This window comes from Robbsia betulipollinis (genome assembly GCF_026624755.1).
GTDB lineage: Bacteria > Pseudomonadota > Gammaproteobacteria > Burkholderiales > Burkholderiaceae > Robbsia > Robbsia betulipollinis.
The window spans coordinates 301,780-317,441 of record NZ_JAPMXC010000010.1 but is presented as its reverse complement, the minus strand read 5'-3'; the positions used below and the strand labels follow the sequence as shown (position 1 = coordinate 317,441).

At 67.1% G+C, this 15,662-nt stretch carries 13 protein-coding genes and 1 pseudogene; 3 read left to right on the top strand and 11 right to left on the bottom strand.

Translation table 11 applies throughout. From position 1 onward, the window contains the following. Window positions 1-99: 99 nt before the first annotated feature. Window positions 100-1,404 carry an MFS transporter gene (locus OVY01_RS19185; RefSeq protein WP_267849173.1) on the top strand — a complete coding sequence of 435 codons (1,305 nt, stop codon included), beginning with the start codon at window positions 100-102 and terminating at the stop codon, window positions 1,402-1,404. A gap of 166 nt (window positions 1,405-1,570) precedes the next feature. Further along, window positions 1,571-2,524, top strand: a complete 954-nt coding sequence (locus OVY01_RS19180; RefSeq protein WP_267849172.1) for a ferritin-like domain-containing protein — start codon at window positions 1,571-1,573, stop codon at window positions 2,522-2,524. A 99-nt stretch (window positions 2,525-2,623) separates the two neighbouring features. Here the strand turns inward: OVY01_RS19180 and hpaI are convergent, their stop codons facing one another. Genes hpaI through OVY01_RS19165 form a run of 3 tightly spaced genes read right to left on the bottom strand, consistent with a single transcriptional unit; the run spans window position 2,624 to window position 6,429 of the window. After that, window positions 2,624-3,439, bottom strand: a complete 816-nt coding sequence (gene hpaI, locus OVY01_RS19175; protein WP_267849171.1) for a 4-hydroxy-2-oxoheptanedioate aldolase — start codon at window positions 3,437-3,439, stop codon at window positions 2,624-2,626. Further along, a complete protein-coding gene (locus OVY01_RS19170; protein ID WP_267849170.1) occupies window positions 3,420-4,751 on the bottom strand; it encodes an MFS transporter in 1,332 nt (443 codons plus the stop codon). The genes hpaI and OVY01_RS19170 overlap by 20 nt, the downstream gene beginning before the upstream one ends. A gap of 58 nt (window positions 4,752-4,809) precedes the next feature. Beyond that, a complete protein-coding gene (locus OVY01_RS19165; protein WP_267849169.1) occupies window positions 4,810-6,429 on the bottom strand; it encodes a UxaA family hydrolase in 1,620 nt (539 codons plus the stop codon). A 337-nt stretch (window positions 6,430-6,766) separates the two neighbouring features. Between OVY01_RS19165 and OVY01_RS19160 the strand changes: the two genes are divergently transcribed. After that, window positions 6,767-7,735, top strand: a complete 969-nt coding sequence (locus tag OVY01_RS19160) for a LacI family DNA-binding transcriptional regulator (RefSeq protein WP_267849538.1) — start codon at window positions 6,767-6,769, stop codon at window positions 7,733-7,735. A 216-nt stretch (window positions 7,736-7,951) separates the two neighbouring features. Here the strand turns inward: OVY01_RS19160 and OVY01_RS19155 are convergent, their stop codons facing one another. The 8 genes and pseudogenes from OVY01_RS19155 to OVY01_RS19120 all read right to left on the bottom strand — a co-directional run bounded on the left by OVY01_RS19155 (window position 7,952) and on the right by OVY01_RS19120 (window position 15,659). Beyond that, entirely contained in the window at window positions 7,952-8,626 is a 675-nt protein-coding gene (locus OVY01_RS19155) for a hypothetical protein (RefSeq protein ID WP_267849168.1), read from the bottom strand. A 326-nt stretch (window positions 8,627-8,952) separates the two neighbouring features. Beyond that, on the bottom strand, window positions 8,953-9,402 hold the full coding sequence (locus OVY01_RS19150) for a type II toxin-antitoxin system VapC family toxin (RefSeq protein ID WP_267849167.1): 450 nt from the start codon (window positions 9,400-9,402) through the stop codon (window positions 8,953-8,955). Further along, window positions 9,399-9,650 (bottom strand): AbrB/MazE/SpoVT family DNA-binding domain-containing protein, encoded by a 252-nt coding sequence (locus tag OVY01_RS19145; RefSeq protein ID WP_267849165.1) that lies wholly within the window; start codon window positions 9,648-9,650, stop codon window positions 9,399-9,401. The genes OVY01_RS19150 and OVY01_RS19145 overlap by 4 nt, the downstream gene beginning before the upstream one ends. Window positions 9,651-9,867: 217 nt before the next feature. Then, complete coding sequence (locus tag OVY01_RS19140; RefSeq protein ID WP_267849164.1) at window positions 9,868-10,272, bottom strand: helix-turn-helix domain-containing protein; 405 nt, start codon at window positions 10,270-10,272, stop codon at window positions 9,868-9,870. Further along, on the bottom strand, window positions 10,272-11,486 hold the full coding sequence (locus tag OVY01_RS19135; RefSeq protein WP_267849163.1) for an NAD(P)/FAD-dependent oxidoreductase: 1,215 nt from the start codon (window positions 11,484-11,486) through the stop codon (window positions 10,272-10,274). Before OVY01_RS19135 ends, OVY01_RS19140 begins: the two co-directional genes overlap by 1 nt. Next, a complete protein-coding gene (locus OVY01_RS19130; RefSeq protein WP_267849162.1) occupies window positions 11,483-13,228 on the bottom strand; it encodes an FAD/NAD(P)-dependent oxidoreductase in 1,746 nt (581 codons plus the stop codon). The genes OVY01_RS19135 and OVY01_RS19130 overlap by 4 nt, the downstream gene beginning before the upstream one ends. A 107-nt stretch (window positions 13,229-13,335) precedes the next feature. Beyond that, window positions 13,336-13,665: pseudogene (locus OVY01_RS19125) on the bottom strand ((2Fe-2S)-binding protein); the annotation flags it as partial. After that, window positions 13,662-15,659, bottom strand: coding sequence for an ABC transporter ATP-binding protein (locus OVY01_RS19120; RefSeq protein ID WP_267849537.1), 1,998 nt, complete (start codon window positions 15,657-15,659; stop codon window positions 13,662-13,664). The pseudogene OVY01_RS19125 and the gene OVY01_RS19120, both read right to left, overlap by 4 nt. Between the last annotated feature and the right edge of the window lie 3 nt (window positions 15,660-15,662).

Sequence of the window (15,662 nt, the reverse complement as noted above, 5' to 3'; positions counted from 1 at the left end):
ACGAACAAATCCCTGACGAAAATTAAAAAAACCAACCCGGCGGTTCGTGCGGACGACATCCTGCGAAGGCTGCGGCGACCGCCCCCGAGGAGACACCGCATGACCGGCCCCGCCCTGCAATCCAACGCGTCGCATGCCACCCGCATCGGCGCGGTACTGCGCGTCACGAGTGGCAATTTTCTCGAACAATTCGACTTTTTTCTGTTCGGCTTCTACGCCACGTCCATTTCCAAGGTCTTCTTCCCGGCGGTGAGCGAATTCGCCTCGCTGATGCTGACGTTCGCGGTATTCGGCGCCGGCTTCCTGATGCGCCCGCTGGGGGCGATCGTGCTGGGCGCGTATATCGACCAGGTCGGCCGGCGCAAGGGGCTGATCGTGACCTTGTCGATCATGGCGAGCGGCACCTTCCTGATCGCCTGCGTGCCCGGGTACGCGACCATCGGCCTGCTGGCGCCGGCACTGGTGCTGATCGGCCGCCTGCTGCAGGGCTTCTCGGCGGGCGCCGAACTGGGCGGCGTGTCGGTCTATCTGGCGGAGATGGCCACGCCCGGCCGGAAGGGCTTCTACACGAGCTGGCAATCGGCCAGCCAGCAGGTGTCGATCATGGTCGCCGCCGGCCTGGGATTCGCGCTCAACGTCTGGATGGCCAGCGCGACGGTCGCCGCGTGGGGCTGGCGGATTCCGTTCATCGTCGGTTGCGCGATCGTGCCGTTGATCTTCGTGCTGCGCCGCTCGCTGCTGGAAACCGCCGAATTCGCCGCGCGCGCGCATCGGCCCAGCTCGCGGGAAGTGTTCCGTCTGATGGGACAGAACTGGCGGGTGGTGTTCGCCGGGATGCTGATGACCGCGATGACCACGACGACCTTCTACCTGATCACCGTCTACACGCCGACCTTCGGCAAGAGCGTGCTGCACCTGAGCACGCGCGATGCGCTGGTCGTGACGCTGTTCGTCGCGCTGTCGAACTTCATCTGGCTGCCGATCGGCGGCATGATCTCGGACCGCATCGGCCGCAAGCCGGTCATGGTCGCGATCACGCTGCTGGCGATCTTCACCGCCTACCCGGCGCTGGCCTGGCTCGCGCATGCGCCGGGCTTCGGCCGGATGCTGTTGGTGCTGCTCTGGTTCTCGTTCTTTTTCGGCATGTACAACGGCGCCATGGTGGCGGCGCTGACCGAGGTCATGCCGGTGGAAGTGCGCGTCGCGGGCTTTTCGCTCGCCTTCAGTCTCGCGACGGCCGTCTTCGGCGGCTTCACGCCGGCGGTGTCGACCTATCTGATCCAGTTGACCGGCGACAAGGCCGCACCTGCCTACTGGTTGAGCTTCGCCGCCGTCTGCGGACTGGTCGCGACGCTGTCGCTGTACCGAAAAAGCGCTGTGCAGACGCGGCTCGGAATGTCCTGAAAACTTAGCATTGCCGTACATCAGGATTTCTTGATAGGTGTTTACCCTTGAAATCGCGTATTTTACGGAAAGTTACCGCCGTAACACATCCAAAATCATGAACCGCTCGTAGAGGAGTGCAGTGGCCCGGCTTTCGCTGGGCTGCTCCACCCACGAGGAGACGGTCATGACGGATTCAAAGCTGTTGATAGGCACGCTGGATGCACGGGTCGAACGGCGCGAGAAACGCCGACAGTTTTTCCGCAATGCCGGCGGTCTGAGCCTGGGCCTCGCGGGAGGCACCATCATCAGCGCCTGCGGCGGCGGCTCCGGCAGCAACGCGAGCGCCAGCGCCAGCGCGCCGACGGACGTGGAAATCCTGAATTTCGCGCTGAATCTCGAATACCTGGAAGCCCAGTTCTACCAACACGCGGTGTTCGGCACCGGGCTCGCGGCGAATATGCTGACCGGCACCGGCACGCAGGGCGCGGTAATCGGCGGCACCAAGGTGCCGTTCGCCGATCCGCTCGTGGCGCAGTACGCGACGGAAATCGCCAAGGACGAGCAGGAGCACGTGGCCTTTCTGCGTTCGGCGCTGGGAACGGCCGCCGTGGCACAGCCGGCGATCGATATCGGCGGCACCGATCCGAACGGCGCGTTCTCGACGGCCGCGCGCGCGGCGGGCCTGGTGGGCGCGGGTGTCGCTTTCAATCCGTATGCCAGCGATGCGAATTTCCTGCTCGGCGCCTTTCTCTTCGAAGACGTCGGCGTGACCGCCTACAAGGGCGCGGCACCGCTGATCACCAGCAAAACCTATCTGGAAGCCGCTGCCGGCATCCTGGCCGCCGAGGCATACCACGCGGGGCTTATCCGCACGGTCCTGTATACGAAGGGGTTGTCCTCCAGCGCGGATGCGATTTCCGCCGCGCGCGACAGTCTCGACAACAACGGGGCGGACGACCAGGGCATCAGCGGCGCGAACTCCACCATCTCGAATATCGTCCCGCTCGACGCGAATGGCCTGGCATACAGCCGCAACTACGGGAATGTGCTGAACATCGTCTATCTGACGAAAACGGCCGTGACGCAAGGCGGGTTCTTCCCGGCCGGCGTCAACGGCACGCTGGTGATGAGCGCGTAAGACGATGCACGCCCCCCGAAGCATGCAAGGGAGCGCCACCTCGGGGCGCGTGCCTCACGTGCGCCCGTTACGGGCGCCGTGAAGACACGATGGCCTGTCTCAGACACCGCCCCGGCCAAAGTCCTTGGCCAGCTTGCGGGCGGCGTTCGCGTATAACAGCACGTCGATGCCTGTGGCGACGAAGGTACAGCCGATTTCCAGGTAATGACGCGCGAGCGCGGCGTCCGAGGTGAGCGTGCCCGCCGCCTTGCCACTCTTGACGATCGTGCGGATCGCGCCGTCGATGGCCGCCTGCACGTCCGGATGCGTGGGATTGCCGCGATGTCCCATCGAGGCCGCCAGATCGGCGGGACCGATGAACACGCCGTCCACGCCATCAACCGCGCAGATGGCTTCCAGATTGCCGAGCGCGGCGACGCTTTCCGCCTGCAGCAGCAGACAGATTTCGCTGTCGGCCACGTCCACATACCCCTGCCGTGCATTCCAGCGCGAGGCGCGCGCCACCGCGCTGCCCACGCCGCGCACGCCATGCGGCGGATAACGGACCGCCGCGACCATCGCGCGGGCTTCCTCGACGGTGTCGATCATCGGCACCAGCAGGTTGCGCACGCCGATATCCAGCAAATGCTTGATCAGCGCGACGTCGCCGTGGACCGGGCGGATCACCGCTTCGCCGCCGTAGGGCGCGATCGCCTGCAACTGCCCGAGGATCGTGCGCAGATCGTTCGGCGCATGTTCGCCGTCGATCAATAGCCAGTCGAAGCCCGCGGTCGCGCTGACCTCGGCGAGATAGGGGTCCGCCATCGACAGCCACAGACCGATCTGCGGCTGCCGGTTGGCGAGCGCGGTCTTCAGCGGCGCGCGGGCCAGGTCGGCCAGGACCGTGGCCGGAGAATTAGACTTTTCTTGGTTCATGATGCATCAGCTCCATAGGATATTCATCGAACTGGATGGGCTCCACCTTGCCCAGCAGGAAGAGGTAATTGATGATGGCCAGCACGATCAGCGCCGCGGAAAAAAGCAGCGCGTAGACGAAGGAGCCGGTCGCGCCGACGATGGCGCCCGTGACGATCGGCCCGACCACGCCGCCCATGTTGGACACCGAGTTCTGCACGCCCGCCACCATCGACACCATGTTCTTCGGCGCGACATCGGCCGGCAGCGACCAGACCTGCGAGGCGGCCACCGTCATGCCCGATTTGGCGATGCACAGCAGCACCACCGCCATCGCCGCGGAGTGGGCGAAGGCCGCCAGGCCGATGCTCGACGCCATCAGCAGGCCGACGATCAGGAACAGCTTGCGCGTGGCCGTGAGCGACAGCCGGCCGGAGGCGTAGACCCGGTCCGATGCCCAGCCGGCAAGCACCTCGACGAACATCGAGATCAGCAGCGGCAGCGACGCCATCACGCCCATTTCCATCAGGCCCATGCCGCGTTCCTTGACGAGGTAGGTCGGCAGCCAGGTGATGAAGAAATAGGAGTTGTAGTTGATCATGAAGAAACCGATGCACATCGCCCAGATGTTGCGGTGTGCAAACAGCTTGCGCCACGGCACCGTGTTGCGCGCCGTGTCGCCGGCATTCGGGGTCTGGCCATCGCGGATGTGCGCAAGTTCCGCCGCGTTGACGCGCGGATGCTCGCCCGGCGAATCCCGGAAGACGAACTGCCAGACGATGCACCAGACAATGCCGAGCACGCCGGTGATCGCGAACGTGATCTTCCAGTCGAACAGCGCCAGCATGAAGGCGATCAGGGGCAGCGCGACGGCGCCGCCCAGCTTCGAGCCGCTGTCGAAAATACCCGCCACCGTGGCGCGTTCCTTTCTGGGAAACCAGCGCGAGGCGATGCCGGCGTTGCTCGGATACGCGCCCGCCTCGCCCACGCCCAGCGCGACGCGCAACGCCACCAGCGACTTGAAACCGGTTGCGACGCCGGTGACCGCCGTGGCCAGCGACCACCACAGCACCGCCAGCCCGAGGATCTTCTTCTGGCCGAAGCGGTCGGCGAGCATGCCGGCGGGCAACTGCAACAGCGCGTACGACCAGAAAAAGGCCGACATCACGATGCCCATCTGCACGGCGCTCAGATGAAAGTCCGACTGGATGCGCGGCGCCGCCGCCGACAACACCGTGCGATCGATATAGTTGATCGCGATCGCCGCCCACATCATCCCGGCGACGACCCAGCGCACTCTCGTTCGCCCCTGCGCCTGCAGCGTTTCCCTCATACCCTGTCTCCGTTATTTTTTTTGGGGCCGACCCGGCCGTCTGTCGTGCGGATGGCGCTCAGCTGACGATGCCGATATGCCAGGGCACGAATTCATGGTCGCCCAGACCGAGCAATTCGCTCTTGGTGCGGGTGCCGGATGCAGCCTCGAGGATGTGCTCGAAGATGGCCTGTCCCATTTCCTGTACCGAGCGCTCGCCATCGAGCACCTGCCCGCAGTTGATGTCCATGTCTTCGTTGAGACGTTCGAACATCGGAGTATTGCTGGCGAGCTTGATCGTGGGCGCGGGCTTGGAGCCGAACATCGAGCCGCGGCCGGTCGTAAAGCAGATCAGGTTCGCGCCGCTGGCGATCTGCCCGGTCACGGCGACCGGATCGTAGCCGGGGGAATCCATGAAGACAAAGCCGCTCTGCACGATCGGTTCCGCGTATTCGTAGACCGCCTGCAACGGCGTCGTGCCGCCCTTCATCGCCGAGCCGAGCGATTTCTCGAAAATGTTCGCCAGTCCCCCTTGCTGGTTGCCCGGCCCCACCACGCCATTGAACTGACCGTTGTGTCCGTGCGTGTAGCGTTCCCACCAGGCCAGCCGGTCGAGCAGCTTCTGCCCGACCTCGGGTGTCACCGCGCGGCGCGTGAGCATGTATTCGACGCCGTGGATCTCCGGCGTTTCGGACAGGATCGCGGTGCCGCCATGGCGCACCAGGATGTCCATCGCCGCGCCCAGGGCGGGGTTCGCGGTGATGCCGGAGAAACCATCCGAGCCGCCGCATTCGAGGCCGATCTTCAAATGGCTGGCCGATACCGGCTGGCGTCGCACCTGGTTCGCGGCCGGCAGCATGGCCTGTACCGCGGCGATGCCGGCCTCGATGGTCGCGCGCGTGCCGCCGGTGTTCTGCATGACCAGCGTCTGCACGCCGGGGCCGTCCGTCGATGGCTGATCCAGACCCTGCGAACTAACGAGATCGGCCACCTGATTGCGTTCGCATCCCAGTCCGACGATCAGCACGCCGGCGAAGTTCGGATGCCGCGCATAGCCGGCGATGGTCCGCCGCAGCACGTCGAAGTGCTCACTGGGCGAGGACATGCCGCAGCCGCTGGTCTGCGCGAATGCGACGACGCCGTCGACGTTCGGATAGTCGGCCAGACGCTCCGGCGTGAACCACGCGGCGATCCGGTTGATCGCGGTGGACGAGCAGTTGACCGAGGCGAGAATACCGATGAAGTTGCGGGTAGCCACGCGGCCATCTGCGCGGACGATGCCCATGAAGGTCGCGCGCTCGGCTTCGGGAAGAAAATCGACCGGCCGCACGTCCTGGCAGAAGCCGGGATCGCGCGCGAAATCTATCAATTCGATATTGTGGGAGTGGACGTGGTCGCCGGGCGCGATATCGCGCGCCGCGCGGCCGATCACGGTGTCGTACTTGCGGATCGCCTCGCCCTGCGCGATCGCACGCGCGGCGATCTTGTGGCCGGCGGCCACCTGGGCGCGCATGCGCACCGGCGTGCCGTCGAGGGATACCGGCTGACCCAGCGACAGCGCGACGCGCGCGATCAGTACGTTGTCGGCATCGTTGAGGCGGATCAATGCGCCCGTCAGGACGCCCGTCTGAGCGGCCGCCGGATCGGCTTGCGGGCCGGTGGGGCGGTCGGTGGTAAGGTCGGCAAATACGTGCGACATCGGAATGGCCTCCCGTCACGGCCCGCGTGGGGTGACGTTATATTGGGGGATGCGCCGCGAGCCCGCAGCGGCTGTTACCGGTATATGTAACCGGTAACATAGCGTGCATAGTAATATGATTTTTTGACAATTGCCATTCACCTTTTCCCTAGGGTTGCGCTTGATGAACAAGCCGAAAACCGTCCGTGCTCCCGCCCTCCCGTCCTCGCGCCGGCATCGCGCGGGCATCCTCGCGCCCGCGCGTGTCGTCGTGCCTGCCCCGACCACCCCGCCGGTTCCGGCCGAAACGGCCGCTCCGGCGGCGCGGCGCGCGCGGCAGCGCACCGGGCGCGTGACGCTGAGCGATCTCGCGGCGCTCATCGGCGTAACCAAGGTCACGGTGTCGCGCGCGCTGAACGATCCGGCGCTGGTATCGGCCGACACCCTGGCCCGGGTACGCGAGGCGGTGCGACAGACCGGCTACACGCCGGATCTCGTCGCCGGATCGCTGGCGTCGAATCGCAGCCGCCTGATCGTCGCGCTGATTCCCGCGATCGGCGGCAGCGTGTTTCAGGAGACCGTCGAGGCGCTGACCGGGGAACTTGCCGCGCAGGGGTATCAACTGCTGATCGGTCAGAGCGGCTATGACGATGCACGCGAGGACGCGCTGATCGACGCGGTCGTCGGACGTCGGCCGGCCGGGATCGTACTGACCGGCGTCATGCATTCGGAGCATGCGCGGCAGAAACTGCGGGCGTCGGGGATCCCGGTGGTCGAGACCTGGGACCTGACCCGCGAACCGATCGACATGCTCGTGGGGTTTTCACATCGCAAGGCCGGCGAGGCGGCGGCGCGCCACCTGCAGGCGGCGGGCGTGACGCGTCCCGCGGTGATCGCGCCCGATGACCGGCGCGCGACCGTACGCGTGCAGGCGTTCTTGAAAACCTATGCGCCGCTCGCCGACATTCCCCTCGTCACCGTGCGCGCGCCGGCCAACCTGGGCGACGGCCGGCGCGCGCTGGCGACCCTGCTCGACGCACAGGTGCCGATCGACGGCGTGTTCTGCGTGGCCGACATCCTCGGGCTGGGGGTACTGATCGAGGCGCGTCATCGCGGCATCGCGGTGCCGGATGCGTTGCGGGTGATCGGCTATGGCGACCCGAATTTCGCGAAGGACACCGACCCGCCGCTGACGACCATCCGCATCGACGGCACGCGCATCGGCACGCTGGCGGCGTCGCTGCTGGTCGAGCGCATCGCGCGTGGCGAGGTGGCGCAGCGGGTGGTGGATGTGGGGTTCGAGCTGGTGCGGCGGGAGACGAGTTGATGTCTTGGTAATGGCTCTTGGAACAAGCGACTTCCCCAAAAGCATGACGACGCACAACGACCATCGCGTATGGCGAAAATATCTATCGGTCAGTGACAAGCGCCGGACCGGTTTGCTTCGAATTACCGGCGCGTGGCCGCCAGGATTGTCGGAGAGCGTGGATGCGTTATCGCGCGGCCGCGACGGGGTTAGCGCGACGGGGTTAGCGCGACGAGGTTAGCGCGATCCGGTTGGCGGATGCGCCTGGGCGGTGCGAAGTCGAGGCGGCGGAAGGTCTTTGAGACGCGGGTCCAGAGCGATCCAAAATGCGCGCGTCGCGCCACTCGCGGTGAGGGACGGGTCGAGGCGCCACCCTCGCGTATGCTTTCTTTCCAATTGGTTGGCGTTACCTTCCCAGACCCGGGAAAATTTATATTGATATCCGTCGCGGATCAGCACTTCGTCCGTCCGCTTCGCGAGATTCCTGGCGATATCGGTTCCGCGATGCTCGCGGGCGACCAGAATATTGATTTGCGCGACGCGCTTCGGGTCGTGCAATTCCGTTTTCGAATAGTCCATGAAACCCGCGATCAGGTCGTTCTTGACCGTAACGACCAGGCCATCGTAGACGTCCGGCGAAAAGGCATCAGGCGGGTAGTTGCGTTCGAAACGTGCTTCCAGACCGGCGCGGTCCTCGGCATCGACGTCGAACAGGAAACTGATGAGTTCGTTTTTGGTATCTTCATCATGCGGATCGATCTCTCCCACGCTCGATCCGTCGGGATAGTGCTCGACGTTCCTCATCATGACGGGGCCGACGCGTTCCATTTCGCCAGAGGCAGCCCCCGGGGCCGAGCCCGTCGACCCGGCAGGAGAATTCGATCGGCCCATCACGCCCGGGGAGGCGCGCATGATCTCACGGCGTTTCGGCGGCCGTGTTGCGCTTTCGCCGGGTGGCGACGTCGAACGACGGCGGCGCAATGCGCTTAACTCCGGGGATGAACGGGTTTCGACGGACGTGCCTCGGGGAGGCGGCGTTTCGCGCTCCTGCGCGTTATCGGGGGCCCGCGACGTTTGATCCGGACTTCCCGTGGGCGTGATTCGCATGGTGTAGAGGCAATTATCATGATATGGCCTCCGAATGTATTGCCATGGCGTCATGTGCCCGCCGCCGTATCCGAAGGCGTGGTATCCGGAGCGAAATTCGCAATACGCGTTGGGAGCGATGAATTGCGTGCTCAAGGCGCCGGTTCATCCAGTGATTTTGTGCCGTGAAGACTTTGAGCGGCAACATCAAACGTATAGGTCGCGTCATAGGGAACAGCCCACCGGTCCATCGCATCCATCGCCTTTGCAACAATGAGCGCGTCGGAAAAGTCCGCGTGCCGCATGCCATCCGGGCATTTGACCAAAGGCGCTTCGATGAACTCGTTGAGAGCCGACCATATGGCTCGCTCGCTTTCAAACACCACGTTCGGCTCTTCCAACAGCTTCGTTACGAGAACCACGATATCGTCTTTCGATGCCCTGTAGCGCTTGCCTTTCAGGGTCCAGATGGCTTCAACCAAAACGATGTCCGTCACCAAAATCGGGGCTGTGCCATCGAACAGCTTGCGCGCTTTCGCGGCTTGCTCCACGTCGTCGTCGAGAACGCGCCGCAACAGGACATTGGTGTCGACCGCTATCATGCGACACGCTTGCTGTGCGTCCGAGAACCGTATTTCTTTGCCACGGCGTCGTGTAGCGATTCCTCATCGGACGGCGCATCGCCTTTCAAGTGGTGCAGGATGCCGTCGCTACCACCCTTCTCCTTTTTGACGATGGTGATGCGTCCCCGATGCTCCAAGAACATCAGGTCGTCGCCCGGTTGCACAAGCAGCCGTTCACACAACGCTTTGGGCAGCGTGATCTGCCGCTTCTGGCTCAGTACCGACATGTTGCACCCCTTTTCGGACTTACTTTACGAACATAGTAAAGATATTAAAATCCTTACTATTTGTCAATAAGTAAGCAGGATGCCGGCGAGCGTCATGCGACCCTCAGGCCGTCGCCACCGCCCTCCGCGAGCCGTTCCACCGGTCTCTGGCCCACCTGCTGTTCGTCGCCCGCAGTGTCCGGCCACAGCAACCCTCGACGGGATATGGCAGGTTTCCTCAGCCGGCGGCGTACGCCCGCTCGACCTCCCCGGCCGGCATCAGTCGCTCCTCTTTGCCCGCCCGTTTCCAGCGCACATAGCCGCTCGGCGTCATCCCGCAAGACCGCTTGAAATGACGGCCGAAGTGGCTTTGGTCGAAGAAGCCGACCTCGGCGGCGACCACCGAACCCGGCATGCCGCTGAGCAGCAGCGTCTGCGCCCGCTGGATGCGCAGGTCGCACAGATAGCGATACGGCGACAGGCCGAAGCGCTTGCGAAACGCGGTGACGAAATGGGAGATGCTCAGCGCCGAGAGCGCCGCGAGCTGTTCGAGCCGCACCGGTTCGTCGAAATGCGCCTCGATGAAGGCGAGCGCGTCGTCGAGCGGCGTCGCCGAACGGCCCGCCAGCGCGCGCGGCGCCATCAGGTCGCACCGCTCGTGGCAGGAAGCGGGCGGCTGCCGTTTGCAGCGGGGGACCCGCCGGGCGTACCGCCATCCGCGGTGCGCTGAAACCGTCCGATCGAGAACGCATCCAGCGGCATCGCGGTGGCACCGGTATCGAGCAGTTCGGCGAGCGTCTCGCCCACGCCGGGGCCGATCTGGAAGCCCGAGCCACTGAAACCGAACGCGTAGAACAGGCCGGCGGTGGTGCTGCTCGCGCCGATCACCGGCTCGCTGTCGGGCAGATAGCCTTCGACGCCGCTCCATACGCGAATGACGTGCAGTGGCGCCATCGCCGGAACCAGCCGCCGGAACTGGGCAAGCTGCCTGACGGTATTTTCCGGCAGCACGCCGGCGCGCCGGGTGACGGCGTCGGCGGGACCCGACGGACCGCCGCCGAGGATGATGTTGCCGCGCGGGATCTGCCGGAAATACACGCTCTCCTCCTTGACGGAGGTGAAGACGCCCATCGAGGACGTGAAAACGTAAGGCACCGGTTCGGTGACCGCCATCTGCGGCCCGCGCGCGCTCAGCGGCACCGGCTCGCCGAATTGCGTGCTCAACGCGCCAGCCCAGGCGCCGGCGCAGACCACGAGTTGCTCGGCCCGAAAGCGCTCGCCCGCCGCGCTTTCGACGCGAAAGCCGCCGCCGTCCTTCTCGACCCTCACCACCTCGGTGTTTTCGACGATCGTGGCGCCGAGCCGGGCCGCAGCGCGGCCGAACGCCGGCGCCGCGAGACGCGGATTGGCATGGCCGTCGAGCGGCGAGATCGACGCGGCCCGCACCTCGCGGCCGAGAAAGGGAAAGCGCGCGAACATCTTCGCGCCATGCAGCACTTCGAGTTCGAGCCCGTATTCCCGGGCGGCCAGCGCGTACTGGTCGAAGTTGTCGGCGTCGTGCGCGTGGTAGCAGACCCGCGTGTGCCCCGAGGGCAGGAATTCGACATCCTCGCCCAACAGTTCCCGCGAGCGGTACCACGTCTGCAGCGCACGGTTTGCCATGCCCAACTGCGGCAACACCCGTCCCTGCCGACGCACGCCGCCGAAATTCGTGCCGCTGGCCTGTTGCCCGGTCAGACCGCGCTCGAGCACGGTCACCGAGCGCGGATTCGCGCGGCGGCGCAGAAAGAATGCGGTCGTCGTGCCCATGATGCCGCCGCCGATGACCAGGACGTCGGATTGCTGGATCGGCTTCATGCGCGCGGCTCCGGGGGGGTGACAATCGCGGTGGCGCGGGCCACGGCCATGCCGTCGGCATGCGCGTGCTGGCCGCTCGCGCCGCCGGCCGTGCCGGTACTGCCGGCGAGGCCCGCGTCGTCGGCGGCATCCACGCCTTCTGTGGCATCCACGCCGTCGACCGTGCCTGCGGACTCGATGTCCGCCACGCCGTTGGCCGCAGCGACGCGCGCGGCATCGGCCACGTCCGTCCCGGTTTCCGTCTCCACCGCAAGCGCCATCGGCAGCGGCCTGACCGGCGCCTGACCGCGCAACCGGCCGACCGTCGCGAGCGGCACGCGCGCCTCGGCCGCGATGATCTCGGCGCCGGCGTGCGCGCAGAAACGCCCCTGGCAACGGCCCATGCCGACGCGCGAGAACGCCTTCGCGCGGTTGGCTTCGCGCGCGCCGGTCTCGCGCACGACACGGCGCAGCTCACCGGCGGTGATCGCCTCGCAGCGGCAGACCACCGCCGCATCGGGCAGGGTGGCGGCCAGCGCGGACGGCCAGGGAAAAGCCGTGCGCAGACCGGCGGCGAAACGGCCCAGGCGGGCAAGATCGCGCCGCAGCACGACGGCTTGCGCCGTGAGTGCGGCGACGTCGATCGCCTTGCCGCCCGCCGTACCGCCTCCTGTACCACCCGCCGTACTGCCTCCTGTACCGCCCGCCGTAGCCGCCGTACCCGTCGCCGTCATACCGGTAGCCGCCGTGCCCGCCGTGCCGCTGGCGCTCCGGTCCAGCAGCACGGCCAGCGCGGCCAGCCGCCCGCTCGCCTCGGCGGCGTCGGCGCCGCGCACGCGCGCGCCGTCGCCCGCGAGATAGACCCCCGGCACGCTGCTGCGGCCGTCGGTGTCGATCTCGGGCAACCATTGCTGCACGGCGGCGTCGAAGGCGAACGTGCAGCCGGCCAGGTCGGCAAGCTGCGTTTCGGGCCGCAGGTGATAGCCCATGCCCACCGCATCGCAGGCGACCTCGAACGCACGGCCGTCGCGCAGGGTGACGGCGACGCCGGTCACGCCATGTTCGGCCGAGCCGTGGATCGCGCGCGGCGTCACGCCACGGTGAATCGGCACGCCGGCGCGGCGCAGCAGGGCGATCAGCGCGGCGCCCTTGCCCAGCGCCGCCGGCACGGCCAGCAGACCGGGCAGCGCGCGCAGGCGCTGCAGCGATGTCGACGTATCGAGCACCGCCGCGATCTGCGCGCCGGCCTGCGTGTATTGCGCGGCGACCAGATACAGCAGCGGCCCCGTTCCCATCAGCACGGTGCGGCGGCCGATCGCGCAGCCCTGCGATTTCAGCGCGACCTGCGCGCCGCCCAGGCTGTAGGCGCCGGCCAGATCCCAGCCGAGGACCGGCATCAGACGGTCGGTGGCGCCGCTGCACACGATCAGCGCGTCGAAGGGCCGGGTCGAATAGCGGGTGCCGCCGGCCAGATACAGCATGCCCGGCGCGATGTTCCAGACCAGCGTATCGGGCAGATAGTCGATGCGATCCTGCTGACGCAGCGCGTCGAAGCATTGGTGCAGCGCGCTCGCCTTTTTCGCTTCGGAACCGTACAGCGTTTCGTACGAGCGGGTGAAGCCCGACGGTTGCCGGCGATAGATCTGGCCGCCATCGCGCGAGCCTTCGTCGATCACGGTCGGGCGCAGGCCCGCGTCGGCCAGCGCCTGCGCCGCGCGCACGCCGGCCGGACCGGTGCCGATAACGACTATACGCGGGGCCATACGCCCTCCCTGGCGACAGTCGCCGCGACACCGACGCCTTTTGCCGCGCCTTGCGAAATGTCTTCTACCGTACCGGCCGAAGCGTCGCCTGGCGCAGCGCTCGGGAAACCCCTGGCAACGCCGCCGAGCCGGGTCACGATCGCCATGCCCGGTGCCGCCGGCGTCGTGCAGGCGCGCAGCCGCGCACCGTCGGCGGTCCAGACCCAGCAGTCCTGGCAGGCGCCCATCAGGCAGAAACCGGCGCGCCGCGTATCGCCGAAATCGCCATCGCGCAGCGTGTCGACCTGCGTCAGCAAGGCGACCATCAGCGTGTCGCCGGCGGCGGCCGGCACCGCGCGGCCGTCGATGTGGATCGTGAAGGTGGGACGCTCCGTCTCGGCGACGCGCACGAAGCGCACGGCGCGAGCGGGGGTGGAACCGGGAAAACCGCCGCTCATGCGCTCACCGCCTCGCGCGTTTGCAGGCGCAGCAGTTCGGCCGTCGAATGATGGCAGAGGATCTCGGCGCCCGAACCCAGTTTCTTGATCGAGGGCGGCGTCACGTTGCAGGTTCCATCGATGCGGACCGGACAGCGCGCCCGGAACGTGCACAGCTCGGGGATATCGGTGCTGGCGCCCAGCGGCGGCAACGCGGCGCTGCGAATCTCGGTATGCGCGTCGAGCCAGCCGGTCCGCAGCGCCGGCACGGAATCGACCAGCAGCCCGGTGTAGGGATGGTAGGGCGGCGCGGCCAGCACATCGCGCTGGCCGGCCTCGACGCGATGCCCCGCGTACAGCACGACCACTTCGTCGCAGATCGCGCGCACCGTCGAGATATCGTGGCTGATGAACATATACGACACACCCAGTTCGCGGCGCAACTCGGCGAGCAGGTCGAGCACGGCCGCGCCGACCACGGTGTCGAGCGCCGAGGTCACCTCGTCGCACAGGATCAGCGCCGGTTCGGCCGCCAGCGCACGGGCGAGATTGATCCGCTGCTTCTGTCCGCCCGACAGGCCGCTCGCCGGGCGCTGCGCGATGGCCGCCGGCAGACGCACCAGGTCGAGCAGTTCCAGCATGCGTTTCCGCGCCTTCGCGCCGCGCATGTCGTGGTAGAAGCGCAGCGGCCGCGACAGGATCTCGGCGATCGTGTGACTGGGGTTGAGCGCCGTGTCGGCGTTCTGGAAAACGATCTGGATCTGCCGGTATTGCGCCATCGTGCGTTGCGAGAGCTTGGCCGGCAGCGGCGTGCCGTCGAACAGCACCTCGCCGCGCGCGCGGTCGACGAGACCGGCGACCACGCGCGCCAGCGTCGTCTTGCCCGAACCCGACTCGCCGATCACGCCGAGCGTGCTGCCGCGGCGGATCGTCAACGCGATGTCGTCGAGCACGCGCACCGCCGGATTGCCGTACTGATCGATGCGCCCATAGCCCGCGCTCAGGGCGCGGATCTCCAGCAGCGGCGGCACCGAAGGAACCGGGGAAGCCGGCGCGCCCTCCGCGCGCGCCCGACCGCTGGCGGCGAGGGCGGCGCCGGCGGCGAGCGTCGCGCTCGCGGTGGTGGCCGCGGTCGCGATGATCGTCGCGGCCGCGGGGCGCGGCGCCGCGGTTGCGGCAGGCGACGCCGCGGACGGTACCGCACTCTCCCCGTGCCGGTTCGCGGCCAGCAGTTGCCGCGTATAGGCATCCACCGGCGCGTCCAGCACCTGCTGGACCTGCCCGTTCTCGCGCACCCGGCCGCTGTTGAGCACGACGATGCGGTCCGCCATCTGCGCGACGACCGCGAGATCGTGCGATACGTAGATCGCGGTCGTGCCCAACTCCCGGATCACCCGCTTGAACGCGACCAGCACCTCGATCTGCGTCGTCACGTCGAGCGCGGTGGTCGGCTCGTCGAAGACCACCACGGCGGGATCCGTGATCAGCGCCATCGCCGCCATCACGCGCTGCAACTGTCCGCCGGATACCTGGTGCGGGTAACGCTCGCCGATGCTCTCCGGCGCCGGCAACGCCAGCGCCCGGAACAGCGCGACGGCCTTCGCGCGCGCGGCCACGGGCGACATCAGCTTGTGCAGCAGTGCCGGTTCGGTGACCTGATCGATGATCGTGCGCGCCGGGTTGAAGCCCGACGACGCGCTCTGCGCCACGTAGGCGACCGTCTTCGCGCGCAGCGCGCGGCGTCCCGCCTGATCGAGCGACAGTACCTCGACGTCGCCGATGCGCACGCTGCCGCCGCTGATCCGGCATCCCGCGCGCGCATAGCCGAGCAGGGACAGGGCGATCGTCGTCTTGCCCGACCCGGACTCGCCGATCAGCGCCAGCACCTGCCCCCGGCGCACGGTGAAATCGACGCCCTTGACGATCTCCACGACCCCGTCGGGCGGCGTGCCCGCGACCACGCGCAGGCCCCTCACCACGATCATGTCCTCGCTGCCCGGTTCGTCCCGGCCCATCCG